The organism is Lentilitoribacter sp. EG35 (genome assembly GCF_040784015.1).
In the GTDB taxonomy this organism is placed as follows: Bacteria; Pseudomonadota; Alphaproteobacteria; order Rhizobiales; family Rhizobiaceae; genus Lentilitoribacter.
In genome coordinates this window covers 60,651-85,879 of record NZ_JBFNGQ010000009.1, presented here as the reverse complement: position 1 = coordinate 85,879, position 25,229 = coordinate 60,651, and the positions used below count along the sequence as shown (strand labels likewise).

At 46.6% G+C, this 25,229-nt stretch carries 21 protein-coding genes, 1 tRNA gene and 1 pseudogene; 16 read left to right on the top strand and 7 right to left on the bottom strand.

Annotation, left to right across the window (positions count from 1 at the left end; all coding sequences use genetic code 11):
* Positions 1-156 precede the first annotated feature (156 nt).
* Positions 157-444 carry a hypothetical protein gene (locus tag AB2J24_RS15180; RefSeq protein ID WP_162654706.1) on the top strand — a complete coding sequence of 96 codons (288 nt, stop codon included), beginning with the start codon at positions 157-159 and terminating at the stop codon, positions 442-444.
* Here the strand turns inward: AB2J24_RS15180 and AB2J24_RS15175 are convergent.
* The gene (locus tag AB2J24_RS15175) at positions 441-1,541 is read right to left on the bottom strand and encodes a D-alanyl-D-alanine carboxypeptidase family protein (RefSeq protein WP_367386073.1); all 1,101 of its coding nucleotides are present in this window, start codon (positions 1,539-1,541) and stop codon (positions 441-443) included. The two genes, AB2J24_RS15180 and AB2J24_RS15175, sit on opposite strands and share 4 nt — an antisense overlap.
* A 132-nt stretch (positions 1,542-1,673) precedes the next feature.
* Between AB2J24_RS15175 and AB2J24_RS15170 the strand changes: the two genes are divergently transcribed.
* From AB2J24_RS15170 to AB2J24_RS15160, 3 genes are all read left to right on the top strand, one after another.
* Entirely contained in the window at positions 1,674-2,834 is a 1,161-nt protein-coding gene (locus tag AB2J24_RS15170) for a M20 aminoacylase family protein (protein WP_367386072.1), read from the top strand.
* Between the two features lie 74 nt (positions 2,835-2,908).
* A tRNA-Arg gene (locus tag AB2J24_RS15165) sits at positions 2,909-2,984 on the top strand.
* A gap of 546 nt (positions 2,985-3,530) precedes the next feature.
* Positions 3,531-4,613, top strand: a complete 1,083-nt coding sequence (locus AB2J24_RS15160; RefSeq protein WP_367386071.1) for an autotransporter outer membrane beta-barrel domain-containing protein — start codon at positions 3,531-3,533, stop codon at positions 4,611-4,613.
* Positions 4,614-4,722: 109 nt separating this feature from the next.
* On the opposite strand, the gene AB2J24_RS15155 is transcribed toward AB2J24_RS15160, so the two are convergent.
* A complete protein-coding gene (locus AB2J24_RS15155) occupies positions 4,723-5,628 on the bottom strand; it encodes a LysR substrate-binding domain-containing protein (RefSeq protein WP_162651351.1) in 906 nt (301 codons plus the stop codon).
* A gap of 158 nt (positions 5,629-5,786) precedes the next feature.
* Between AB2J24_RS15155 and ugpB the strand changes: the two genes are divergently transcribed.
* The 6 genes from ugpB to AB2J24_RS15125 all read left to right on the top strand — a co-directional run bounded on the left by ugpB (position 5,787) and on the right by AB2J24_RS15125 (position 11,292).
* On the top strand, positions 5,787-7,100 hold the full coding sequence (gene ugpB / locus AB2J24_RS15150; protein WP_367386070.1) for a sn-glycerol-3-phosphate ABC transporter substrate-binding protein UgpB: 1,314 nt from the start codon (positions 5,787-5,789) through the stop codon (positions 7,098-7,100).
* A gap of 70 nt (positions 7,101-7,170) precedes the next feature.
* Positions 7,171-8,052 (top strand): sn-glycerol-3-phosphate ABC transporter permease UgpA, encoded by an 882-nt coding sequence (gene ugpA / locus AB2J24_RS15145; RefSeq protein ID WP_367386069.1) that lies wholly within the window; start codon positions 7,171-7,173, stop codon positions 8,050-8,052.
* 32 nt (positions 8,053-8,084) lie between these two features.
* Positions 8,085-8,921 carry a sn-glycerol-3-phosphate ABC transporter permease UgpE gene (gene ugpE / locus AB2J24_RS15140; protein ID WP_367386150.1) on the top strand — a complete coding sequence of 279 codons (837 nt, stop codon included), beginning with the start codon at positions 8,085-8,087 and terminating at the stop codon, positions 8,919-8,921.
* Positions 8,922-9,968, top strand: coding sequence for an ABC transporter ATP-binding protein (locus tag AB2J24_RS15135; RefSeq protein WP_367386068.1), 1,047 nt, complete (start codon positions 8,922-8,924; stop codon positions 9,966-9,968).
* On the top strand, positions 9,965-10,906 hold the full coding sequence (locus AB2J24_RS15130) for a glycerophosphodiester phosphodiesterase family protein (RefSeq protein WP_367386067.1): 942 nt from the start codon (positions 9,965-9,967) through the stop codon (positions 10,904-10,906). The genes AB2J24_RS15135 and AB2J24_RS15130 overlap by 4 nt, the downstream gene beginning before the upstream one ends.
* Positions 10,907-11,031: 125 nt before the next feature.
* A complete protein-coding gene (locus AB2J24_RS15125) occupies positions 11,032-11,292 on the top strand; it encodes a hypothetical protein (protein WP_367386066.1) in 261 nt (86 codons plus the stop codon).
* 253 nt (positions 11,293-11,545) lie between these two features.
* On the opposite strand, the pseudogene AB2J24_RS15120 reads toward AB2J24_RS15125, so the two are convergent.
* Together AB2J24_RS15120 and AB2J24_RS15115 are read right to left on the bottom strand one after the other, a co-directional pair.
* Positions 11,546-12,004 (bottom strand): annotated as a pseudogene (locus tag AB2J24_RS15120) (IS6 family transposase); the annotation flags it as partial.
* A gap of 81 nt (positions 12,005-12,085) precedes the next feature.
* Complete coding sequence (locus AB2J24_RS15115) at positions 12,086-12,994, bottom strand: LysR family transcriptional regulator (RefSeq protein ID WP_367386065.1); 909 nt, start codon at positions 12,992-12,994, stop codon at positions 12,086-12,088.
* A 114-nt stretch (positions 12,995-13,108) separates the two neighbouring features.
* Between AB2J24_RS15115 and AB2J24_RS15110 the strand changes: the two genes are divergently transcribed.
* The 6 genes from AB2J24_RS15110 to AB2J24_RS15085 all read left to right on the top strand — a co-directional run bounded on the left by AB2J24_RS15110 (position 13,109) and on the right by AB2J24_RS15085 (position 21,696).
* Positions 13,109-16,534, top strand: coding sequence for a molybdopterin-dependent oxidoreductase (locus AB2J24_RS15110; protein ID WP_367386064.1), 3,426 nt, complete (start codon positions 13,109-13,111; stop codon positions 16,532-16,534).
* A gap of 9 nt (positions 16,535-16,543) precedes the next feature.
* Positions 16,544-17,506 carry an ornithine cyclodeaminase family protein gene (locus AB2J24_RS15105; protein WP_367386063.1) on the top strand — a complete coding sequence of 321 codons (963 nt, stop codon included), beginning with the start codon at positions 16,544-16,546 and terminating at the stop codon, positions 17,504-17,506.
* A gap of 38 nt (positions 17,507-17,544) precedes the next feature.
* Complete coding sequence (locus tag AB2J24_RS15100) at positions 17,545-18,639, top strand: TRAP transporter substrate-binding protein (protein WP_162651344.1); 1,095 nt, start codon at positions 17,545-17,547, stop codon at positions 18,637-18,639.
* Between the two features lie 88 nt (positions 18,640-18,727).
* Positions 18,728-19,249, top strand: coding sequence for a TRAP transporter small permease subunit (locus AB2J24_RS15095; protein WP_367386062.1), 522 nt, complete (start codon positions 18,728-18,730; stop codon positions 19,247-19,249).
* A gap of 2 nt (positions 19,250-19,251) precedes the next feature.
* Positions 19,252-20,871 (top strand): TRAP transporter large permease, encoded by a 1,620-nt coding sequence (locus AB2J24_RS15090; RefSeq protein ID WP_367386061.1) that lies wholly within the window; start codon positions 19,252-19,254, stop codon positions 20,869-20,871.
* A gap of 123 nt (positions 20,872-20,994) precedes the next feature.
* Positions 20,995-21,696, top strand: a complete 702-nt coding sequence (locus AB2J24_RS15085; protein ID WP_367386060.1) for an IS6 family transposase — start codon at positions 20,995-20,997, stop codon at positions 21,694-21,696.
* Between the two features lie 66 nt (positions 21,697-21,762).
* Here AB2J24_RS15085 and AB2J24_RS15080 read toward each other — a convergent pair whose 3' ends face one another.
* The 3 genes from AB2J24_RS15080 to AB2J24_RS15070 all read right to left on the bottom strand — a co-directional run.
* A complete protein-coding gene (locus AB2J24_RS15080) occupies positions 21,763-22,389 on the bottom strand; it encodes an invasion associated locus B family protein (protein ID WP_367386059.1) in 627 nt (208 codons plus the stop codon).
* Positions 22,390-22,493: 104 nt separating this feature from the next.
* Positions 22,494-24,302, bottom strand: a complete 1,809-nt coding sequence (locus AB2J24_RS15075; protein ID WP_367386058.1) for a ShlB/FhaC/HecB family hemolysin secretion/activation protein — start codon at positions 24,300-24,302, stop codon at positions 22,494-22,496.
* Positions 24,302-25,229, bottom strand: a 928-nt coding sequence (locus AB2J24_RS15070; RefSeq protein WP_367386057.1) for a YDG domain-containing protein, incomplete at its 5' end; no start/stop codon positions are given. The genes AB2J24_RS15075 and AB2J24_RS15070, both read right to left, overlap by 1 nt.

Below are 25,229 nucleotides of genomic sequence, written 5' to 3'. Positions count from 1 at the left end.
TGCTGCAAAGACGCACCGAATAACAATATATTAACGCTAAAGTTCAACTTTTAACGATTAACTTAAAATACCGGCAAGCAGATTACATTATTTACCCTCCTGATCGATCAAAAAATGATAAACTAACGCATGGGGGCCGACCATAAGGGCGGTTATATGTTATTTGATCTTAATACCGGAGCTGGTTTCTCAGCACTTTCCTTGACATTAATTCTCAGTTTCTTCCTAGCCTATAGCATCGATACAATCATGGGTCGGCAAGGTTTTGGCATTTGGGGAAACATGATTATCATCAATATTCAGTTTCAAGTCGGCCTTTGGCTATCCAAGGTAAAGATAGCGCTGCATCTATCAAATGTTGAACATATGATAACTGCATTAGCCTTTACATTTGCAACGATACTAATCCTAGCATATGTAAGGTCGGTTTTTTTGAAAAATTAGCGTTTGGGACGCGGTGCAGGAATAGGAACATTTCTTGATCTCGGCAATTTTGCACTTGCTGCAACAACAGCGCTAAACGGTGCGGAAACAACCCTTGGTTCACGACGCATTGCCTTTATATATGGTGATTTAAGCACCATTTTCCCTTCAACATCGCGCCCATCATAGCGGGCAGCTCGAGCTTCTTTAGTGCAAATCTGATTGCGGATATTGGCTAGTTGGTTGCGAGTTGCTCCGTAGGGTTGAAGTGTTGATAGTTTAGCATTTGTCCGCTTGCCTCTAAATCCGGCCTGCAATAGCTCAGCGGCAAGTTCAGCCCGCGCCTCTTGGCTTTTTGCACCCAAAACTACAGTGATAATGCTTTTACCACCGCGTGTGGCGGAACCAACTAGATTGAAACCAGACGCACAAATGAACCCTGTTTTCATACCATTAGCACCGGCAAAACGACCTAATAGCAGGTTATAATTTGTGTACTTTTTCTTACCCGTTGAAAAACCCTCCAACGAAAAATATGACTGATAACGTGGAAATTCACGGCGCACAGTCACGGCAAGCACGGCTAAATCTCGCGCTGTTGTATACTGAGTTCCACCAGGTAAACCGTTAGGATTAGCAAAGCGCGTGGATATCATACCAATACGTTTGGCTTCCCTATTCATAAGATTAACAAATGCCTGCTCCGAACCACTGATCGTTTCAGCAATCGCAACCGCTACATCATTTGCAGATTTAACCAACAGAAACTTAAGACCGGAATCGAGTGTAAACTGCGTTCCCGGCTTAAAATACATTTTACTCGCCGGCTTAGATGCGGCATATTTGCTCATCGTTACCATTGATTTCATACTTAAACGACCCGATTTTACTGCCTTAAAAGCAAGATAGGCTGTCATGATCTTGGTAATTGACGCAGGATACCACTTCTGAAATGCCTGATCGTGGTTGATAACTCGGCCAGAACCAGCATCAACGGTAATATAAGGTCCAGCAAAGGCTGTACTTTGAAAACTAAAACTGGAAAATATGATCACAGATAAGACCACAGCAAATGCTCGAAGCCACTGCGTGGTAGACAGCCGAGTATAACGATTCATTTTTACCCCATAACCCAGTTTTCAGTTTTGTTTGAGTGATTTTTACACTAAACCATCAATATTGAATCTACGCCCGACACTAATACTTGTGCACCATATTACGCAATAAATAAAATCCATCAAGGATCTCTTATGCCTATACTCAACAGCTTAAACGAACTCCATGTCGAAATTACGGATTGGCGGCGTAAACTCCACCAAAACCCTGAACTTCAATATGATGTGTTTGAAACGGCGAAATTTGTTGAAGAGCAACTAAGATTGTTTGGCGTGGATGAGATCACAACGGGCTTAGGCAAAACAGGCCTTGTTGCGCTTATTAGGGGAAATGGTGGCCCCGGCAAAACCATCGGCCTTCGCGCGGATATGGATGCACTTCCGATTGAAGAAATATCAGGCAAGCCTTGGGCATCCAAAACAAAGGGCAAGATGCATGCTTGCGGGCATGATGGCCATACATCTATGCTTTTAGGAGCGGCCAAACACCTCGCTTCAACACGCAATTTCAAAGGCACCGTCGCTCTAATCTTCCAACCTGCTGAAGAGGGTGGCGCAGGCGCAAAAGCAATGATCGACGATGGCATGCTCGACACATTTGCCATTGATGAAGTTTTTGCAATGCATAATATGCCCGGTATCCCGGTTGGCGAGTTTGCCATTTGCCACGGCGCAATTTGGGCATCCACTGATGAGTTTGAGATAACACTGACGGGGCGCGGTGGTCATGCCGCATATCCACATACTGCAACAGATACAATTGTGGCAGGTGCTAATGTGGTAACGGCCCTGCAAACAGTCGCATCACGAAACACCAACCCGCTTGAAAGTCTGGTTATTTCAGTGACAAAATTTCACGCTGGAACGGCCATGAATGTACTGCCCGAACAGGCTGTTATTTCCGGGACAATACGAACCCTCAAAAACGAGTTACGTGATCTTGCCGAAACGCGCCTTAAAAGCATCGCCAATAATATTGCGGCAAGTTATGACATGGCAGCAGAGGTTCACTACAAACGGAACTACCCAGTGACTGTCAATCACAACACGCAAACAGATTTTGCCGCTGATATTGCAGCCGAAATTGTCGGCGAAAATAAGGTCAACAGAATGGCTGCACCAAACATGGGCGCCGAAGATTTTTCCTACATGCTCGAACAGCGACCAGGCACGTATATTATGATGGGCAACGGCGATACACCCGCACTTCACAACGCAGCATATGACTTTAATGACGAAGCTATCCCCTATGGTGTTTCATACTGGGTTAAACTTGCAGAGCGAGCACTTGCATAAGATTTGAATAACATTTCAAGTTTACCAATCGATCATTGTATGATCCAGGATAGTTTGATATCTCACAAAATGTTGATCCCGTAGCTCAGGGGATAGAGCACAGGATTCCTAATCCTGGTGTCGCAGGTTCGAATCCTGCCGGGATCACCACCCTCAATAAAATCAATAACTTAGCGCCAGCACACCTTAGGTGTGTGAAAAATGTATAGATCGAAAGCTATGGGAACCTCTATTAAGATTTGAAAGCAGAGATTATTTAGAGAGGAAATACAAGTTACTTCATGATCGTTCTTTGAACATGACCAGAGCACATGAAATTAGTTCGTGCTGCACTTAAGGAAGGGAATATTTTGTTTCTGCATCAACAGCATCAGAAACCGTTAAGCCGCTTTTGATTTATTATGCATTGCCTCACTAGCAAGAGGCTCTATTCTTCTCAAAGACTCCCAAAAGCGTGAGGCAAACTTAACACCAGGTCATGGGTTAGTTACTGTTGAGTGGGCAAGCACTCTCCAAAAGGGTATCTCCGAAATACTTAACCTTGAGATAAAAGCATCCCGTGGATTGTTTCCAGAATTCCCCAACGCCATAGGTATTGGTCAATCTTACTCATGGCTGAACCAAAATAACCAAGAGGGGAGCTTCAAGGATGATTTTGACAATATAAAATTTGTCACAGACAATTCTAAAATTTCTTTGGCAGATTTACTCTCCCGTGAAAAAGAGCTCGCCGCTGATTATAGGATTGCAATTGATGGATGGGGGAAGACAGATTTGGGCGCTGTTGTTGCTCTAGATTCATGTGTTCGAGTTCATTTTACACCTGGTCCTGATTCCAACATGGAGGAAATTATTCAGGAATATCAATTTCCAGCTAACGCCAATCTAACAATCCAAAGTCATCCGAAATATCCACATGTTGAGCAATTAAAAACATTATACATGGAAATCCCTGTATCTGGTGAAGACAGAAAAAAGGTTGTGCCAATGGCCCATGACCAAGGTGCCAATGCAGAAGGAAATGGAAATGCACAGGGCACTGTTCCATCTGGCTTTGGCGCGGTATTTGGCGGCGACAGAACTGTTGGCTCAAGCACTTGGGGCGCTGCATTTGGCTATGCCAAAACCACGACGCTCACCCATGATGGCTTATCCAACCTTGGCATGAATTCCTTCTCTGGCTCTGTCTACACACAACAAGAATTGGGCGATTTCACTATCAACGGTTTGGCCGCATACACCTATCACAAGATTGATGGCAGCCGTACGATTTCCAACGTCAACGCAACAGCCCTTTCTGATTATCACGCGCATCAAGCCACCATTCAGGGCGAAATTGCTCGCAAGTTCACTTATGACCACAACAAAGACATCACGCCATATGTGCTTGGTCGCTATATGAACATCGCCACTAGCGCCTACACTGAAACTGGCGCGGGCGCGGCAAATCTTGTCTCAAACGGCGAAAACTATTGGTCGCTAGATTTGGTGCTCGGCGCACGCATGGATGTTGAGCTGGACAAAGACACCAAGCTAACCTTTGGCGGCGGCTATTCGCACAGGTTCGGCAATAACTTCCCCGAGGCAACATTTGCGTTTTCTGGCGGCGGCAACTTCACGACCACTGGCGTCGAACGCAATCGCCACAGCGCCTTCTTTGAAGTCGGTTTTGAAAAGTCATTCTCAGAGAGAGCGAAATTCTTCGCTTCCGCAAATGCAAGCCTAACCGACACCCACCAATCCATCGGCGGAAATGTGGGCTTTAAAGTTCGGTTTTAGGAGTTGTTGACAAGTAGCTGAATGTTCGCTTTGGGCCAGAAGGAGACAAAATCTTGCTCATCGCTTCGCCTAATATTTTTCGCATGCCCTCAAAGTTTGATCGGTAAACTCACTCGCGAACACGCAGATTTTGCAAACTTTCCTCAAACATAGTCATGAACTCAAGTGTTAATTTTGATGGGTGCCGATGAATTGGACGAACTAGCGATAAGTTATGCGAGATACTGGGTTCAAAGGGACGAAAATCTACACCCCGATCAGCATAACTTCTCGCATCAAGCTCACTAACGATCGATAACCCCGCGCCATTTCGTACCAATTCACATGCAGCTGTGAATTGTCGAATTTCAATATGCGGTTTAAGTGGCACACCTGCAACCTTAAACGCCGAGTCTATGGAGCCAAAAAATGCACTGTCTCGCCGCGTGTGAATGATCGGTTGATCTTTCAGATCAGCGGGCGTGATAACATCAAGTTCACAAAGTGGATGACCTTCTTTAAATATACAGACAGAGCGAATCGGCACGGTCTCGTGTTCAATGGCAGGGTGGCCATCAAAACCATCGGTGATACCGCAATCAAATTGCTCCCCCACTATCCACTCTAGGATACGTTCTGGTCGATCAGGTTCAACTGTTATGGTTACCCCAGGTCGGTCCGCCATGAAACTGGCTATGATGGCAGGCAAGTGACTTGTTGCAAAACCTGGAAGGCATGCAACACGTATGTGACCAGCTTTTTGGTTGGACAAGTTTCGACCAGCTTCGGTGATGAAAGACATGGATTCAAGGACACGCCTTATGTCTGGCAATAAGAACCGGGCTTCCTGGGTCAGGTTTATTCGACCGTCTTTTCGATGAAATAATTTAAAGCCGAGATCTTTTGTAAGGTCGGCCAATAATCGACTGACGGCTGGTTGAGAGATCTTCAAAGATTCAGCTGCTTTTGTCATGCTTCCATGATCTGCAAGCGCGTTTAAAGCCTCTAGCTGACGTATCCTGACCGGTCCTTCCAATGCTGCCTCCCAAAGTCAAACTGCACATATTTATAATATTATGTTATATAAAACGCAATAAAAACGCACTTGAATTATAAATTTTTCTGACTTATGCTCATTTATCGATGCCGCGATATGGCGTTTATTTCGAGACAAAACTATCTGGGAGGATAATTATGAAGAATTTAGTTCTTGGAGCAGTTGCTCTTTGTTCAACAGCGCTTACGCCTACTTTGGCGGCTGCGCAGACCGAAATTCAATTCTGGCATGCATTCACTGGTCGCCTTGGCGATCTGGTTGCTGAACAGGTAGAAACATTTAATAGTAGCCAGAGCGACTATAAAGTTACGGCTTCTCACAAAGGTAATTATTCAGAAACGCTCAATGCTGGTATTGCCGCTTTCCGTGCTGGCGAACAACCAAATATCTTGATGGTTTTTGAAGTTGGTACCGCAACAATGATGAGCGCTAAAGGTGCGATTAAACCTGTATTTGAAGTGATGAGTGAAGCAGGCGCTACATTCGATCAGGATGCTTTCATCGGATCAGTTAAAGGTTATTACACATCAACTGATGGCCAAATGTTGTCATTGCCGTTTAACTCATCAACACCAGTGCTTTGGGTTAACAAAGATGCGTTAAAAGAAGCGGGTATTGCTGGCGATGTTGATTTGTCCACATGGGATAAAGTTGGCGAAGTACTAGATACTCTAAAAGCTGCAGGTAGCGAATGTCCGCTAACAACTGCTTGGCAGAGCTGGATCCATTTGGAAAATTTCTCTGCTTATCACAACACTCCATTTGCAACGAAAGACAATGGTTTTGCAGCGCTAGATACAGAGCTTTCATTTAACAGCCCGCTACAAGTTAAGCACATCCAAACAATGGGTGACTGGGCCAAAGAAGGTAAGTTCTTCTATGCTGGTCGCCGCAATGAAGGTGGTGCAAACTTCCGTGCTGGCGAATGTGCGCTATTTACAGAAAGCTCTGCTGGTTACGCTGGGATCAAAAGCGAAGCCAAGTTTGAATTTGAAGTTCGTCCATTGCCATATTGGTCAGAAGCATCAGGCGCTCCGCAAAACACAATTATCGGCGGTGCATCCCTATGGGTGATGGAAGGCCATGATGCTGATGAATATAAAGCAACAGCTGCATTCTTAAACTTCTTGTCTTCAACTGATATCCAAGCCAAGTGGCACCAGGATACAGGTTATCTACCGATCACATCAGCGGCTGGTGACAAAACTAAAACTGACGGGTTTTATAATGAAAACCCAGGTACAGATATTGCCGTTATTCAAATGACCGCAAAAGAGCCAACAGCCAATTCAAAAGGCTTACGTCTCGGTTCATTTGATCAGATCCGTGGCATTATCGATGAAGAGTTGGAAGCTGTTTGGTCAGGCGATAAAACAGCTCAAGAAGCACTTGATAGTGCAGTTGAGCGTGGGAATCCGTTGCTCCGTCGCTTTGAGCAAGCAAACCGCTAGAACTCTCCCAAGCATGTGGTTGTCGGAAGAAGTGACTCTTCCGGCAGCCTCTTAAAATTGGATCAAGTTTATGGAAAAACGCGTTCGCTTCAACGGCTGGCTTTTGCCGCTATGTCTGGTGTTTCCGCAGGTTTTAATATCTGGGGTATTCTTTTTCTATCCAGCCGGGCAAGCTATATGGCAGTCAATGTTTATACCCGACCCGTTTGGGTTGTCGACCCAGTTTGTTGGGTTTGGAAATTTTGAATTTCTACTTACCGATAAATACTATTTGTCAGCGTTTGGAACGACCGCGCTTTTTTCTACACTTGTCACAATCGTATCGATGGTGCCGGCATTATTTCTTGCAGTATTGGCTGATCGATTAATCAAAGGTGCATCTACCTATCGAACATTGCTTATTTGGCCCTATGCGGTGGCCCCAGCCATTGCAGGTGTTCTTTGGCTATTCATGTTTAATACGCGTGTGGGGATTGTGTCCTGGTATTTAGGTCAATTAGGCTATGACTGGAACCATGTTTTAAATGGCGAGGAGGCCATGGGGCTGGTTGTTGTTGCCTCGGCTTGGGGACGAATAAGCTACAATTTCCTATTTTTCTTTGCTGCACTACAAGCTGTGCCACGGTCGGTGATCGAAGCTGCAGCAATTGATGGGGCAAGATTCTGGCGCCGTTTTTACACAATAGTACTGCCACTTCTATCGCCAACAACATTCTTCTTACTGGTCGTAAATATCGTTTATGCATTCTTTGAAACCTTCGGCGTCATCCACACAATTACCTCTGGTGGTCCGCAGCAATCGACAACAATTTTGGTCTACAAAGTGTTTTCCGATGGCTTTGTTGGGCAGGATCTTGGATCCTCAGCCGCACAATCGGTGATCCTACTCATTGTCGTTGGAGCATTGACGGTTCTGCAATTTAAATTCGTAGAGAAGAAGGTGCATTATTGATGAGTAAGATTGTAAAAGATCCTGCACCTGGAATGGTCGAAAAAAGAGGCGGCTCATTGTGGCTCACGCATGCGTTGATGATCTTTGGTATCCTGATTGTCTTCTTCCCAATCTGGCTTGCGTTTGTGGCATCTACCGTAACCCAGCCTGAGATTGTAAAGCCTCCAATGCCGCTATTGCCCGGTGGTCATTTTATTGAAAATTATACTCGCGCATTATTTGCAGGAGTGAACGTGCCTGTGGCAACTATGCTGTTCAACTCGCTTATTATGGCGATTGGCATTGCAGTTGGTAAAATCATTATCTCTCTCCTATCAGCTTTTGCCATTGTGTATTTTAAATTCCCGGGTCGTTCGACGTTTTTCTGGATGATATTCATCACGTTGATGCTGCCAGTAGAAGTTCGCATTGTGCCAACGTACGAAGTGGTTGCTGGCTTTGGCATGTTAAACAGTTACTCTGGTTTAATCTTTCCATTAATCGCATCGGCAACAGCGACATTTTTGTTTCGGCAATTTTTTATGACAATTCCTGATGAATTGGCAGAGGCTGCGCGTGTTGATGGCGCGCGTCCGATGCGCTTTTTCATTGATATCATCATTCCGATGAGCCGCACAAATATTGCTGCACTCTTTGTGATTTTGTTCATCTATGGTTGGAACCAGTATTTGTGGCCTTTGTTGATCACAACTGAGCCAGACATGAACACGATTGTGATGGGCATCAAACAAATGTTCCCATCAGGTGATGACACTGCTGATTGGCCGGTCATTATGGCCACGTCCATTCTGGCAATGATCCCTCCCGTTGTTGTGGTGATTTCTATGCAGAAATTGTTCATCAGCGGACTAGTAGATAGTGAGAAATAAATGGCAACGATAAGTCTAAGAGACATTAAAAAACGCTATGGCAGAACCGAAGTTATTCACGGTGTCAGCGTCGATATTGAAGATGGTGAATTTATCGTAATCGTTGGACCTTCTGGCTGCGGTAAATCAACGCTTTTGCGCATGGTAGCGGGTCTTGAAACCATTAGTGAAGGAGAGATCCAAATCGATGGCGGTAGGGTGAATGAAAAAGAGCCCATGGATCGCGATATCGCTATGGTATTTCAAAATTACGCGCTTTATCCGCATATGTCTGTGCGCCAGAACATGGCGTATAGTTTGAAAATCGCAAAGGTTCCGGCAAGCGAGATTGAGCATAAGGTGCAGGAAGCTGCAAAACTTTTGCAACTTGAGCCATATTTGGATCGTAAACCTAAAGAACTATCAGGTGGACAACGTCAGCGCGTTGCAATGGGACGTGCGATCGTACGTGAGCCTGCGGTGTTTTTATTTGATGAACCACTTTCTAATCTTGATGCCAAATTACGCGTACAAATGCGCCTTGAGATTAAACAGCTTCAGGCTAATTTAGGGATCACATCCTTATATGTAACGCACGATCAGGTCGAAGCCATGACGATGGCTGATCGTATGATTGTTATGAATGGCGGCATTGCCGAACAAGTGGGATCGCCACTTGATGTATATGAAAAACCTCAAACATTGTTCACCGCTCAGTTTATCGGAAGTCCGGCAATGAACATTGTCGCTGGCAATGTGAAAACTGGCAAAGTAAGTGTGGGAAACTCTTATGTTTGTGACAGTGATGCGCCTGATGATTCAGTGTCTGTAGGTATGCGTCCGGAGCATGTTGTAATTGATCCTGAAGGTCCGCTAACGGTTAACGTATTTCAGTCAGAACCTTTAGGTGCCAACACATTATTGCATGGTAAGTTAGGTGATGAGCCATTTACTGTAAGTGCTCAAGGTGTGCACAGAATATCCAAGGCGGGTGAAGAAATCCGTCTGTCGATAGCTCCGGAAAATGTGCACCTATTTAATGTCGATAGCGGAAAGCGAATTGGATGATCTACTCCCAATTTCTCCGTAAAAAGCTACAGGGATTAGGCGCTAAGCCTCTAATTTATGGCCATCGCGGTGCGCGTGGAGAATTGCCTGAAAATACTATGCCGGGTATCAGACATCTAGTTGAGAATGGAATTTTTGCAGTAGAGATTGATGTGCAAAACACAGCTGACTCTGTTCCCATACTTCATCATGATCCTGAAATATCGACCAATTTAGCCAAGGATGAAAATGGTGATTGGCTCGATCAAACAGGTCCTAAAATCATCGAGAGTACATATTCTGACTTGCTGTCTTATGATTTGGGTGCCCTTAAACCCGGTACGGATTATCAAAGAAAGTTCCCCAACCAACTTGTGATGAACGATGTTTCTGTTCCTACTTTGGAAACCTTTTGTGAGTGGTTGAGCGAGCAACCAGATTTCGTCGCAAATATTGAGATTAAGTCATATGCAAACCGTTCTGATCTCGGCGATAGTCCATCCGGATTGGCAAGAACGGTTATAACAGCACTTGAAAAGTTTGGCGTGAGCGAACACGCAATCATATCCTCATTTGACTGGCGTGTGCTGACGGAATGTCTTAGTCTAGATGATCAAATTACCTTAGGATTCTTAAGTTATTTTGATCGACCAAACCCACCGATGCAGCCCAACATTTATACAGATTCTCCGTGGATGGCAGGGGCGCATTGGTCAGGCGCTAAAACTTCATTGCCGAATATAATCAAGAACCTTGGTGGTCAAATATGGGCGCCATTTTTCCAAGATATCACAAAAGAACACGTAGCGATGGCGCAACAAATTGGATTGATCGTAAATGTCTGGACCGTCAATGAAGAAGCGGACATATTCAGAATGATCGATTGCGGCGTGGATGGCATTATTACCGATTTCCCCGCGCGAACGAAAGCACTCCTTTCAGGCTCGAAAACGCCTTAAAAACCATCTGCTCGAACTTGGGTGATGCCCATTTATCAATTTTGAAATTTCAGGTGAAAGTATGTTTCATTGGTGACTTTATTCAATATTCTCGGTTCTGTTGCGCTTCTGTTATGGGGCTTCGTATGGTTCGCACGGGTGTTATGCGATCATATGGACCTGTGCTTAGAAGATGGGCGAGACGCGCTGAAGGCAAATGGATTACATCTTTTATATCAGGTTTGTTCGTCGCAATCGCGTTGCAAAGTAGCACGGTAACAGCGATGATCGCAGCGTCCTTTCCCGCGCAGAATGTCATGGCAACATCAACCGCTTTTCTGATCATGCTTGGCGCGGATGTGGGAACGGCTTTAGCTGTATTGGTATTGTTGCAGCTGGATCGTTAGATGTTGAAGCAGGAATATATTTGGTACTTGGCGCAAATATTGGTAGCGGTCTGTTACCTGTGGTCGCCAATTGGCAATCATCAAAAAATGCCAGAATTCCTGTTACCGAAAATCTTATGATTAGAATGATTGGCGTGGTAATTACCTACTTCTTTGTTGATCAATTGATCCAACAAATGAGTGCATATATTGCAACTAATCGGTACTGTCATGTTAATTTGAGTGGTTTGAACAAGGCATCAACTTCTCGAATTTAAGCGGTCAACTCGTCGGAGTATTCGCACCAAAGACTATGTGCGTCTGATCTAGCTTGTCGGTATGAATTAGCGGAAAGAGTGTAGCAGCGTGGACGAAAGAGACAGGCTATTTGATCGTGAGCTGCTAGAAACATTTGAGCTTGCCTTGGTGATTTGAAGCGACCGAATATCTTTTCACGCCTCCTGGTTTGTCTGTGTGAAACCTCGGCTTTGTTATTCAGGCCTTTGTGTTGGCGGTGTTCGACGCCCAGGATCAGTTGGCGTTTTGCTGCCCCATGGCTGCCTAATTCATCAGTGATGAGAACGCGAGTTTCACCATATTGTTTGACCAATTTACGCATGAAAAGTATTACCGCTCTGGTATTCCGGCACGATTGGACAAGGAAATCTAGAATATCGCTATTAGCGTCAATAGCTCGCCAGAGCCAGTGTTTCTGGCCCTTGATTACGATCACGTCGGATCGACCTTGCATACTGCTGCCCGAACTTTGCGACAAGCCCGAAAATCCTCTGTGAGAGGGTGAAATGGTACGATGTTACTCGCGCCCAGCAACCACTTCAGAACGCAAAAACGTCAAAAAAGTTGCAGCAGCGTCAGACAATTTGCGACCACGCCGCCACGTCATACCAGTGTTCATGGATGGGATGTCTTCAATCAAATCTTTCTTCACAATTGGTCGGCCCTCAAGAGACCAGGAACGATACACCATGTCAGATAGAATGGCGACGCCCATATCGTTTGCGACCATGCTGCGAAGTGCTTCCATTGTATGACTCCGAAATGTGATGTTGGGTTTGAAGTCATGCAGATCCCAAACATTCCCCATCGTGGATTCGTGTTCATCCATGGTCAGTAAGATGTAATCTTCGGTGGCCAGGTCATGAATTGAAACCTGATCTTGTTCAGCCAACGGGTGCCGGCTTGACACCCAAAGGCGTCTTGGCGAGGCAATCAACTCTTCGTAGTGGAATGGATCTCGATGCCGAATGTTAGACGTGAGCATGATGGCGATGTCAAAGTTATCGTCAAGCAAACCAGCTTCTAGCTCTGCACGTGAGACTTCTAGAACCTCAAGAATGATTTCAGGATAGTCGCGTCTAAGCTTTCTCCAAATAGGCGGCAAAAAATAGCCTGAGATCGTGTCAGTGACACCAACTTTGACAACTCCAGAGACTTCAGAAGGTTCGTCTGGAACGGCTTCTGTTGCATCTTCTACAGTTCTGACAATGGAATGACAGTGGCGTAAAAATCGTTCGCCTAGTGCCGTCACATGCATGCCTTTGGACTGACGAACAAATAATTTGTACCCCAGTTGCTCCTCAAGTCCTTTGATCGCTGTCGTAACGGACGACTGCGTAACATTGCACACCAGTGCGGCCCGCGAAATCTGCCCGGTTTCTGCTGTCGCTATAAAATAGCGAATTTGTCTTAATGTAATATTCATTGAAAAAATCAATACCATGGATTGAAAATCAAAAATAGGAATATTTTAAAGTTGCCCGTAAAATTCCTATGGGGATGAAATTTCAAACTTTTTTGAGGCCACCGGCGGATACATATGGGCAATGCAGAAATCACAACAAAAACAGGATTTTGTTCCTTATGTCGTTCACGTTGCGGAGCCACGTATACGATTAAGGACGGTCAGTTAACTTCCGCCGGACCAGCGCCTGATCATCCAACTGGTTCAGCGTTGTGCCTAAAAGGCAAGGCTGCCCCTGAAATCATCTACAGCCCAGAACGGATCTTGCATCCGATGCGGCGGACCACGCCCAAAACGGATCCAAATCCGGGATGGGAGCGCATCAGCTGGGATGAGGCTCTTGGCGAGGTGGCCAGCAAATTTAATGAAATCAAGCGCAATAATGGTGCGGAATCAGTGGCGTTTGCAGTAACCAGCCCAAGTGGCTCGACCATCAGTGATAATATTGATTGGATTGAACGCTTCATAAGAAAATTCGGAAGCCCCAATACCGCCTACGCAACTGAGATTTGTAATTGGCATAAAGACCATGCGCACAGATTTACTTTCGGATCAGGCATCCTCTACCCTGAATATGCGAAAGCTGACACGATATTGCTTTGGGGGTTTAATCCGAGTGCGACTTGGCTTGATCAAGCAACTCAAATAGCCAACGCGCGCGCACGTGGTGCAAAGATCATGTCGGTTGATCCGCGAAATTCTGGTTACGCGCGCGACGCCGATCACTGGCTCAGAATTCTACCCGGCAGTGATGGTATCCTTGCCATGGGTATAGCCAATCTCATGATCCAACGAAACGGTTACAATGACGCGTTCGTGCGGCATTGGAGTAATGGTCCGTTCTTGGTCCGCGATGACACCGGAGAATTTTTGCGGGCAAAAGACATCGGCGCTGAAGGCGATGGTCGGTATGTTGTGGCCAAACCTGATGGGCAACTCATTATTCTTGATCAAAGAATCAGGAATGAAGACACGAATTTGTCTGATGTTGTTCTCGAGGGAAATATTGCGGTTGAGACAGTTGCAGGCAAAATCATCTGCCGCCCAGCATTTGATCTTTATGCAGAAGCATGCAGGGCCTACTCGCTTGAACGGGTCTCCCAAGAAACGACTATTCCAACAGATGCGATTGAAGCCGCAGCTGAAGCACTGATCAAGGCAAAGAGTGTTGCTTATTATGCGTGGAATGGCGTTGCCCAACATTCTAACGCTGTTCAAACTGATCGCGCCATTGCAATGCTTATGTCGCTTAAGGGTTGTTATGATGCACCCGGTGGTAATGTTGCCTATTCAAAACATGTCACCAATGCTCCCACAAACTTCAATCAATGGCCCGAAGGCCAACTTGCCAAGGCTTTAGGCGCTAAAGAACGTCCCCTTGGCCCCGCCTCACAGGGATGGGTGGCGGCCACTGATCTTTACTCAGCAATTCTGACGAAGAAACCCTACCCTATTCGGGCCATGATGGTCTTTGGCGCAAACCTTGCCGTTTCCCATGGAGAGACAGTACGCGGCAAAGCAGCGCTCGAAGCATTGGAGTTTCATGTCCATTGCGATGCAATCGAAACCCCAACAGCAAGCTATGCCGACATCTTCCTGCCAGTAAACACCGCTTGGGAGCGTGAAGGATTGCGCGTTGGTTTTGAGGTCAGTCAAGACGCAGAAGAGCTGATCCAACTGCGCCAACCGATGATCGATAGCCAAGGTGAGTCCCGCTCTGATAGGGAGATTCTCTTCGATCTGGCACAACGGGTCGGATTGTCCGAGGAGTTTTACGGAGGAGACATCAACAAAGCCCTTTCCGCAATGCTGGAGCCAACCGGCGTTAGCCTTGAAGAGCTGCGCGCGCATCCCGAAGGTATCAAACGACCTCTTTCCTATAAGCCAAAAAAATACGCAGAACAAATCGATGGCAAGTTGGTCGGCTTTGCAACTGACACCGGTCGCGTGGAGATCTATTCAGAACTTTTTCTAAGGCATGGTTACGATCCAATTCCGCGTTTTGAAGCACCCGAGCGCGGCGACGCAGACTTTCCGTTTGTACTCACTACCGCCAAAAGCGGTTACTATAATCACTCCTCCCAAAGACATATTCCGTCACTGCGCAAGCGGCTTCCAGAACCCTACGTAGAGCTCTGCTCCGAAACTGCCGACAACAACGGGTTTGCAGCAGACGATATGATGCGCATCGAAACTGCATCGGGTGAAATACGAATGAAATTGCGGATTAATGATTCCTTGCATCCAGATGTCGCCGTGGCGTCTTACGGTTGGTGGCAGGCCAACGAACGCATGAGCCTGCCGGGATTTGATCCCTACACAAACAAGGGATCCAATTATAATCGATTGATCACAGCTGAGAAAAGCGACCCGATCAGTGGCGCAGTTCCACATCGATCTGCGCGGTGCAAATTGTCGCTTCTGGATTCAACAATGGCCGCCCTTCCTTCTTGGAAAGGGTTTGCATCAGCAACGGTTACGTCGGTCGAAACAGTCGCAGATGATGTAACACAAGTCTCCATCAAGATCGATGATCTGAGCGAAGCACCTGACTATCTACCTGGCCAACACATCGTCCTATCAATTGATGGAGCCAATGGCGCGAACAAACTCACGCGCTGCTATTCGCTTGTTGGCGAAGCGGTAAATTCTCAACGCAGCGAATATGTCATTGCAGTTCGCCGTGTGCTTGCTCCTGCTGGTGCATCTGATTTACCGCCAGGTGAAATGTCTGGCTATATCAATGATGGCCTTGAGCCGGGAACAAAGCTGGCTATCAAAGCGCCTGCTGGTCGGTTTGTCATGCCAGTTGAAAGCGATGCGCCAATTGTGCTGATCGCCGGTGGAATCGGAATCACACCTTTCCTGAGTTATCTGGAGACAGTTGCTAAGAGCAAAATTCAGCCGAGAATTCATCTCGTATATGCCAATAGAAATGGCCGCGTTCATGCTTTCAGAAAGCGGTTGCTGGAGCTTAAGGCAGCAATCCCAACGCTGACTGTCAGCAATATTTACAACGAACCTTTGACGGATGATCTCAAGGGCGTTGAGTTCGACCGCTCCGGGTTTATCAGTGCGGGCGACATTCTGTTGAGCGAATTTGATACCGCACCAAATGTCTTTCAGTGCGGCCCACCTCCGATGATGGCAGCAGTTGAAAAGGCGCTTGCTGAACACGGTCATCCAGCAGAATTGTTGCACAAGGAAGCCTTCACATCACCAGCAGCTACAAATCCCATACCCAAAGGACCCTTTAAGGTCACTTTCGCAAAGTCCGGCAAAACCGTCATTTGGACACAGGCGTCAGGATCGCTTTTGGATTTGGGAGAAGCAGAAGGCATCACGCTCAACAGCGGTTGCCGAGCGGGGCAATGCGAGAGCTGCGTGCAGACCATTGTCACTGGTGATGTGACCTACCGAACCGACCTTGAATTCAATGAGAACGATCGATGTCTGACTTGTCAGGCAGTTCCGACCACCGATCTCACTCTGGATGTGTGAGCAACGACCATGACAGATTTTTTCGCACTAGCCCCCCAAGAAACCAAAGACCTCCTACCCTTTGACGAACTCATTGAGGCACTCCGATCCGGTTTTATTGAGGGCTGCGAGGCCCCGCTAAGACATCACCATACAATCAAAATCCCGAATGATCCTGATGCAACCCTCTTGTTAATGCCGGCTTGGAACAGCGAGCAATTAGGTGGCATCAAACTTGTCAATGTTAATCCAGGAAATGCTGACAGAGGCAAGGCAGCTTTGTCGGCAAGCTACCTACTGTTTGACACAAAGACAGGTCATCACCTTGCAATGCTTGACGGGGGGGAGATCACCGCCCGCCGCACAGCGGCCGCATCAGCACTTGCCGCAAGTTATTTGGCAAATCCTGAAGCCGAAACGCTGCTGGTGGTGGGTGGAGGTCGACTTGGCTCCAACCTGCCTTACGCCTATCGCGCAGTGCGCCCTATCAAGAATGTCATCGTCTGGGGCAGAAACCTTGAGAAGTCGAAAACACTTGTCAGAAAGCTCAAGCAAGACGGCTTCAATGCCTCCGCAAGTGCTTATCTAAAACATGCTGTCGAAGAGGCAGACATCATAACCTGTGCAACGCTCTCAAAAGAGCCTCTTGTCAAAGGTGACTGGCTCCAACCAGGTCAACATCTCGATCTCATCGGCGGCTTCACTCCGCTGATGCGTGAGACTGATGATCAAGCCATACAGAGAAGCTCAGTATTCATCGACACCGATGGCGCTTTCTCAGAAAGCGGCGACATCATCGATCCTATAAAAAACGGTGTTCTGTCCAAAGAAGAGGTCAAAGCTGACCTCTCTCAATTGTGCAGCAAAAAACATTCTGGACGACAAACCGCCGAAGAAATCACGCTCTTCAAAGCAGTTGGTACTGCGCTGGAGGACCTTGCAGCAGCAACACTCGCATATCGAAAATTCACTGGGAGGAGAAACAGCGCGTGAACCAGCGAGTGCCCAACAACCAAATCACGGAGTAAAAAATGACTGATTTAAATAGAAGAAACTTCATTGCGAAAGGTGCCGTTGTCACAGCTGGCGCCGGAGCAGCAGTTCTTGCAACACCCGCAATTGCGCAGGACAAAATTGAACTGCGCATGGCAACCTCATGGCCGAAAAACTTTCCCGGCCTTGGAACAGCAGCATCGCGTTTTGCTGAACGGGTTGGCAAGGCCACCGACGGACGCATCACCATCAAGGTACTTGCTGCTGGCGAACTAGTGAAAGCGCTCGGTGTGCATGATGCCGTCCAAGAGGGTGCCGCAGATCTTTATCACTCCGCTGAATATTACTATCAGGGTAAGGCTAAAGGGCTTGCGTTCTTCTCAGCTGTGCCAATGGGTTTGACAGCTGATGAGATGAACGGCTGGATCTACCATGGCGGTGGTCAGCAAATCTGGGACGACATCTCTGCGCCGTTTAACATCAAGCCATTGGCTTGTGGTAACACAGGCTCTCAAATGGGTGGCTGGTTCAAAAACCCAATCACATCGCTTGATGACTTCAAAGGTCTGAAAATGCGTATGCCCGGTCTTGGCGGTGACGTTCTCAAAGAGCTCGGCGCTACACCTGTTACCCTGTCCGGGTCAGAAATTCTGCCTGCCCTTCAGGCCGGAACAATTGATGCGACTGAATGGGTCGGTCCTTGGAACGATCTAGCCTTTGGCTTCTATAAGGTCGTGAAAAACTACCACTACCCTGGATTCCATGAGCCGGGAACTTTGCTTTCAGTTGGCTTTAACAAAGGCAAGTGGGACGCAATGTCAGCTTCAGATCGCGCTATCATCGAATACTGTGCGATGGCAGAGAATGTTTATGACTTAGCAGAATACACCGCCAACAACTCAGGCGCACTTAAGACGCTTGTCGAAGAGCATGGTGTAAATCTGGTTGAGTTCCCAGACGAGGTCTACAAGAAAGTTGCGGAAGTCACGCCGGACATTATTGCCAAGGTGGCTGCAACCGACGCTGACACCAAAAAGGTCGCTGACAGTTTCAACGATTTCCTTGGAAAAGCGAGAAGCTGGTCGGGCATCTCAGATGGCGCGTACATGAACAAGCGCAACATCAACGGCTAGTCACGCTCTTGAGCGTTTTCACTAAGAGCTCTCGCGTCACCAATCGGTGTTGCGAGAGCTGTCTTCGAATGAACTATGGAACTTTCAAATGGAAAAACTGCGCACTATCTCGCTGCTAGTTGACCGACTCAATGATTGGATCGGACGAACAACTGCGTGGCTCACTCTCATAATGGTCCTCGTACAACTGACAGTCGTCATACTGCGCTACGTCTTTTCGATTGGTTCCATCTCCTTACAAGAATCAATTTGGTATATGCACGGGACCGTCTTCATGGTCGCTGCCGGAGCCGTTTTCCTCGCCGATGGTCATGTCAGGATTGACGTCTTTTACCGCGGTAAATCTGAAGTTTATAGGGCATGGGTCAATCTAGTTGGAATACTCGCCCTACTCTTGCCTGTCTGTTTTGCAACAATCTATCTATCTTGGGGTTATGTCACGAACAGTTGGGCCACGCTGGAAGGCTCAATCGAACTGAGTGGTCTGCCTCTTATCTTTCTCTACAAAACAATGATCTGGGTCTTTGCCGGGCTGCTAGGACTGCAAGCATGTTCCGAAGCCATCAAGTGCCTTCTGATTATCGGCGGTAAAACCGCCGAGGAGGTATAGTAATGGAATTTATCACCCCTGAATTCATGTGTGCAGCTTTGGTCTGCCTCGTTGCAACTCTTCTCCTATTTGGATTTCCGGTTGCTTTTACTCTGGCCGGTAGTTCACTGATTATCGCGGCGATAGGCGCATACCTTGGTGTGCTCGATTGGGCCATCATGACTGCTTTCCCACAACGGGTTTTCTCGATCATGACCAATGAGGTGCTCATTGCGGTCGTTCTATTTGTCTTCATGGGCGTGATGCTCGAACGATCAAAACTCGCCGAAGAACTTCTTGAAAACATGGCGCGCATCTTCGGTTCAAAACCCGGCGGCATAGCCTATGCAGTCTGCATCGTTGGTGCGTTGCTAGCCGCTTCAACTGGCATAGCTGGTGCCACCGTTGTCACCATGGGACTGTTATCATTGCCGGTCATGATACGCCGTGGCTACGATCCTTCTTTGTCATGCGGCATCATCACAGCTTCCGGAACACTCGGCCAAATCATTCCTCCTTCAATCATTTTGGTCATCTTAGGAGATCAGCTCTCCGTCGCTTACCAAAATGCGCAATTTGAACAGGGAATATTTTCACCCGATACAGTAAGCGTAAATGAGCTGTTTGCTGGTGCTCTCTTTCCGGGCTTTGTTCTTGTAAGTCTTTATGTCCTTTACATTTTTGTTCGAACGATGATAAATCCGGCTATAGCACCTGCTATGCCGCCTGAAGACAATGCGAATGGTGATAACCGTCTGATCTGGAAATTGCTGGGTTCTTTGATCCCGCCAATATTTTTGATTGTTGCTGTTTTAGGCTCCATTTTAGCTGGCATCGCATCACCGACGGAGGCGGCGGCAGTGGGTGGCGGTGGCGCAATCTTACTCGCATCCTACAAACTTAATGTTGCTACGCGAACTACCATGCTAGCTGGCCTCATTGCATTTGCTGTCATGGTAACCCTTGCCTTAGGATTTGATTTGCGGTCGCAACGCGACGTTGTGACTACGAAGGATTGGATCGCAATCGCGGCGGCTTTTGTTGCTACGTGTGTTTTCCTTTTTGCAATGGCCGTTGCTCTTCGAACGACATTCAAGGAACGCAGCAGCAACGGGTTAAGAGTGCTCGCACAAGTCATGCGCTCAACCATGAGCATCTCATCAATGGTATTTGTGATCTTGATCGGTGCGGCCATGTTCTCACTCGTGTTCCGCGGGTTCGGCGGAGACGAAATTATCGAGGAATGGCTGAAATCGCTGCCGGGTGGTACTTTGTCTGCAGTCTTGATCGTCATGATCATCATGTTCTTTCTTGGGTTTTTCCTCGACTATCTTGAGATCGTCTTCATCGTTGTACCGATCGTTGCTCCGGTTTTATTGCAAATGGAGGTGGCACCAGGTGTTCTCATGAGCCCCGTTTGGTTGGGAGTTATGATGGCCTTGAACCTTCAGACGTCATACCTCACACCACCTTTTGGATATGCATTATTCTTCCTAAGGGGAGTGGCTCCAGACACAATCAGAACGGGCCAGATCTACAAGGGAGTCATACCTTTCGTTCTGATCCAACTATTCTGCCTGGTGATTTTGTGGTTCTTCCCAAATTTGGCCATTTGGCTTCCCGCACAGATTTATGGAGGATAATCGTACTACAAACCGAACTCAAAAAATTCGTCATGGGAATTTCAATTCTCCCGCCTGCGGCGTACCTTCCCGGCGGGTTACTGTCATGTTGACGATGGTTTCATCGCAGTTTAGCGCACCCTGATGAAATACCACCCAAAACTTTCGTCATTGAAAGGCCATCGCTTTCCTGGATCGATTGTCAGCTACTCCGTTTGGGCATACTTTAGGTTCAACATGAGCCTGCGCGATGTGGAAGACCTGTTGGCGGAACGAGGTATTGCAGTTTCTTATGAAACTATTCGATCATGGGTCGCAAAGTTCGGGCAGCAGTATGCAAGGTCGATCCGACGTGATCATCCGATACCGAATGACAAGTGGCATCTGGACGAAGTCGTGATCGTAATCAAGGGCCAGCTCTGGAGAGCTATTGACGCTAATGGCGATATTCTGGATATCCTTGTCCAATCGTGCCGGAATACCAGAGCGGCAATACGTTTCATGCGTAAATTGGTCAAACAATATGGTGAACCTCGCGTTCTCATCACTGATGAATTAGGCAGCCATGGGGCAGCAAAACGCCAACTGATCCCGGGCGTCGAACACCGCCAACACAAAGGTCTGAATAACAAAGCCGAGGTTTCACACAGACAAACCAGGAGGCGTGAAAAGATATTCGGTCGCTTCAAATCGCCAAGGCAAGCTCAAATGTTTCTAGCAGCCCACGATCAAATAGCCTGTCTCTTTCGTCCACGCTGCTACACCCTTTCCTCTAATTCATACCGACAAGCTAGATCAGACGCACATAGTCTTTGGTGCGAATACTCCGACGAGTTGACCGCTTAAAATTCGAGAAGTTAATGCCTTGTTCAAACCACTCAAATTAACATGACAGTACCGTACAATCAGAAATCAACCTCGCTTTTCGAGAGCTGCAAATGCGCTTGCAAAACCATTGAGTGATACAGGAACGTTTATGGCTCTGCGCGCACCATCTATAAAGGACAAACGCGCAAATCTAGCACTGACAATAGCATCAGACCGATTTTCGGTTAGATCCATATCGGCGAGGCATGCATTACCATGACACTGAAAATAATTAGCTTCTTGCGAGTTATCTCCAGTCGCGTCAGCCAGAGCTTCCGCTGTAGTAGCAAGATTCAAGCGAATAGGCTCTCGTAACATCACACCACCAGGCACTTGAAATACAACTTTAATTGCATCGCCGCTCTCGGGCACCCGCCCCATAGCAATCTGTGCCAAAACTTGAGGAGTAGATGTTTGCCCAGTGGCCTCATCCCGAGTTGCGATACGAATAATATGTACTATCTCGCAAACATCTGCAGAAGTATTATTCCTGTTAACCTTTCGAGATTCCGCGTTCGATGGCACGGAACGACAACGCAAAGACCAGTCGCCGTAATTTGCGGTCATGCTTGCAGGTGCCATTGCTTCTTGACTATTGGAGACCGCTGCCGGGACAAATAAAAGCGCTCCTAACAGAAATGCCGTAGGTATAATCCTTGAGAAGGTAGTCATTTTAAAACCTTTCGTTGATTTTGATATTTAGAGCAATTCTTCCGAGCTGAACCACTGTATGAAAACTTTGTTTTACGAGTTAATTTCAATTTCTGAGACCTGAATCAATATCGCATTGTCAATCGCATCGACGCACTACCGTCGCCAGATTTAGTCTGACTTCCATCTAAAAGTGCATAACCATAATAGGCTGACAGAAACGTATTTTTGTTGAATTGATATGAAAAACCAGCGCCGATACTCGCAAGCGACATGCTAGCAGCCCCAATCGCACCAGTTTGTCCTAAATCCAAAAATGCAAAGGGCTTCAAATTATCTGTTACATTTTTTTTTGCACCAAATAACTCAAAAGCTGGAGCATAAATTGTTGTTTGTAAACTTATACCTGAATCGCCGGAGTGCTCATTACTCAAATAACCTCGCAAGGATTGATCGCCACCAAGAGAAAAGTGTTCAACAGCAGGCAAGCGGTTTGTAGCAATTTGTGCTTTCAAAGAGTGCGATAGAGAATACCCTTTTGGCAATGGAGCTATATGCGACAGTTCACCATAGAGATAGGCATAACGCGCACGCGCAAGAGGGTCACCTGAAGTTTCAATAAAGACCTCGTCTACATTATCCCCCGTAAGTCCACCCGGACTTGCAATAATACGCATATCAAAACTTGCACGACCAGGCATGGCGGAATCCTTTTTTATAAATCCAAATGGTGTTACAAATTGCCCTCTTGAACCAACAATTAGATTGGCAATATCCTGCTTTGTGGATTTAGAAAGAACCCCTGAAAAGTACACATCATTTTTTTGGTGTTTAAAATCTACTCCACCATAGACTTCCGCGCTTAATGTACCAATTCGTGGCAATTGCACGGCATAATCCGCATAGATCGATGTAGTGCGATTATCTTGCATAAACGGTGTTATGAGTGGAGTGAATGATTGTGCGTAATTAGCATTTAGATTGATTTTATGACGCCACCCATTGCCGTACGACAGAGGCAAAAAGAAGCTGCCGGAATGACTAACAAGACCGCGTTGACTATCAAGCCCTGTTACCTTTCCCTTGGCTAAAGATCGAGAACTGCCGGTAAACTGATAACCCAACTGAGCATCCGTGAAAGGTAAGTTTGCAACATTAAATCCAGAAAAAAAGCGATGACGATCATCCCGACGAGAACCAGAATTGCTATAACCTGAATAAATACTCCATGGTTTTTGCTCATCCGTGCGGATGATCAAATTTGTTGTTCCAGCTTTTGTACCTGGCTCAAATATTACATTGGCATTACGGTAGGGATTTAGATTCAGCCAATTAATATCATCGATAAGTGCAACACTATCGATATCGTCCCCTTCTTCCACCCGCATATTACGATTGATATACTCAGAAGGCGTCCAGACCTTGGCAGACCCATTAGTTTCTACTTTCTTCTCGCCCAGTTTAAAAGGTAAGACATCTATTTGTAGTCGACCATTTGTCAGCTCTTGCGGTGGTACTGTCACAACGACCAAAGGTCGGTTTATCGCACGATAGTGTTGCGTAACGGCAGCACGAATATCAAACATAAGTTTTTGCGATAATGGCTCGCCTATAAAAGTTTGCAAATGAGTCCGCAATGACGCACTTTGTAGTAAATCTCCGAGGCGAGATAAATCCACGCCATCGGCAAAACTAGTCATATCACTAGATACTCTGGTATCAACAACAACCAACTGCTTGAGCTGAACACCAAACTCACTATCATCGTGTGAACCCTTAAGGGTGGGATATGGTAAGTTTTGAGAGGCTTTTCCTTGTGCAGTTTTCGCAGGATGTTTTTCGATAACCTGAGTGGCAGCAACACCACCGAAGGCAACCGATAACACCATCGCGGACAATGATCTTGTAAGTATACGGGCTTTATAGTTTTTCATCAGCGTAATTCCCACTGATCTACAAAGCTTAAATCTATTTTAGGGCAATTCTGAAAGGGTTTAATATTACATTGCAAACCAATGAGGTTTTCAGAAATATCTGCGTCATCTACATCTGAGATAAGATTACTCTTCGGAAGTATAATAGATGTGCTCGTTACAGCTCCCGGCGTGATGTCTGCCGTATCACTGGCTGTTGTATTGAACGTATAGTTCCCTGCATCCGCTCCACCCAGAGTAATCCCTGCAACAGACACTGTCTTACCTGTTCCAGCATTCTTATCTGCAAAGGTTCCGGTACCAGCAATCGTTAGTGTATCACCGCTAATACGGTTGTCGCCATAGGTCACGGTCGCGGTGGTATTGCCGTCATAGATCTTGTTACCAGCATTAGCTGTGATCGTTAGAGCTCTTGCTGTGATATTTGCGGCGATGCCTGTTGGGTTGGATACAATGTAATTGCCAGCGTCTACCCCTGCAATCGCATAACCAGAAAGCGTTACATCCTTATTCGTACCAACATTCTTGTTGTCAAAGCTTTGGACAATAGAACCAGCGTCCAGTGTTACCGCATCACCACCAACTACACCAGAAAGTGTGCCGAAGTTTGAGAGTGCAGCGATGGCAGTGCCATCATATACTTTATTAGCAGCTACCACACCCGTTACAGTCAGAGCCTTCGCACTAATATCCGCAGAAAGACCGGTGGGTGTAGCCGCTGTGTAATTACCTGCATCAGCACCCGAAAGGGTAACGCCAGAAAGCGTAATGCTCTTACCTGTGCCAACATTTTTATCACCAAAACTTCCGTTCAGAGCGCCGACATCAATTGAAACCGTATCACCAGATATTAATCCACCAAAGCTTGCAGTGCCAGAGATCGTTACATTCGTCGTTGCGTCATAAATCTTATTATTGGCAGTTAGA

Bases quoted from the DNA above. Each gene is read 5' to 3' on its own strand.
- AB2J24_RS15090 (WP_367386061.1), top strand. From the start codon at position 19,252: ATGGAATTTATCACCCCTGAATTCATGTGTGCAGCTTTGGTCTGCCTC.
- AB2J24_RS15130 (WP_367386067.1), top strand. From the start codon at position 9,965: ATGATCTACTCCCAATTTCTCCGTAAAAAGCTACAGGGATTAGGCGCT.
- AB2J24_RS15075 (WP_367386058.1), bottom strand. From the start codon at position 24,302: ATGAAAAACTATAAAGCCCGTATACTTACAAGATCATTGTCCGCGATG.
- AB2J24_RS15135 (WP_367386068.1), top strand. From the start codon at position 8,922: ATGGCAACGATAAGTCTAAGAGACATTAAAAAACGCTATGGCAGAACC.
- AB2J24_RS15085 (WP_367386060.1), top strand. From the start codon at position 20,995: ATGAAATACCACCCAAAACTTTCGTCATTGAAAGGCCATCGCTTTCCT.
- AB2J24_RS15080 (WP_367386059.1), bottom strand. From the start codon at position 22,389: ATGACTACCTTCTCAAGGATTATACCTACGGCATTTCTGTTAGGAGCG.
- AB2J24_RS15180 (WP_162654706.1), top strand. From the start codon at position 157: ATGTTATTTGATCTTAATACCGGAGCTGGTTTCTCAGCACTTTCCTTG.
- ugpB (WP_367386070.1), top strand. From the start codon at position 5,787: ATGAAGAATTTAGTTCTTGGAGCAGTTGCTCTTTGTTCAACAGCGCTT.
- AB2J24_RS15170 (WP_367386072.1), top strand. From the start codon at position 1,674: ATGCCTATACTCAACAGCTTAAACGAACTCCATGTCGAAATTACGGAT.
- AB2J24_RS15175 (WP_367386073.1), bottom strand. From the start codon at position 1,541: ATGAATCGTTATACTCGGCTGTCTACCACGCAGTGGCTTCGAGCATTT.
- ugpA (WP_367386069.1), top strand. From the start codon at position 7,171: ATGGAAAAACGCGTTCGCTTCAACGGCTGGCTTTTGCCGCTATGTCTG.
- AB2J24_RS15105 (WP_367386063.1), top strand. From the start codon at position 16,544: ATGACAGATTTTTTCGCACTAGCCCCCCAAGAAACCAAAGACCTCCTA.
- AB2J24_RS15100 (WP_162651344.1), top strand. From the start codon at position 17,545: ATGACTGATTTAAATAGAAGAAACTTCATTGCGAAAGGTGCCGTTGTC.
- ugpE (WP_367386150.1), top strand. From the start codon at position 8,085: ATGGTCGAAAAAAGAGGCGGCTCATTGTGGCTCACGCATGCGTTGATG.
- AB2J24_RS15095 (WP_367386062.1), top strand. From the start codon at position 18,728: ATGGAAAAACTGCGCACTATCTCGCTGCTAGTTGACCGACTCAATGAT.
- AB2J24_RS15110 (WP_367386064.1), top strand. From the start codon at position 13,109: ATGGGCAATGCAGAAATCACAACAAAAACAGGATTTTGTTCCTTATGT.
- AB2J24_RS15115 (WP_367386065.1), bottom strand. From the start codon at position 12,994: ATGAATATTACATTAAGACAAATTCGCTATTTTATAGCGACAGCAGAA.
- AB2J24_RS15125 (WP_367386066.1), top strand. From the start codon at position 11,032: ATGGTTCGCACGGGTGTTATGCGATCATATGGACCTGTGCTTAGAAGA.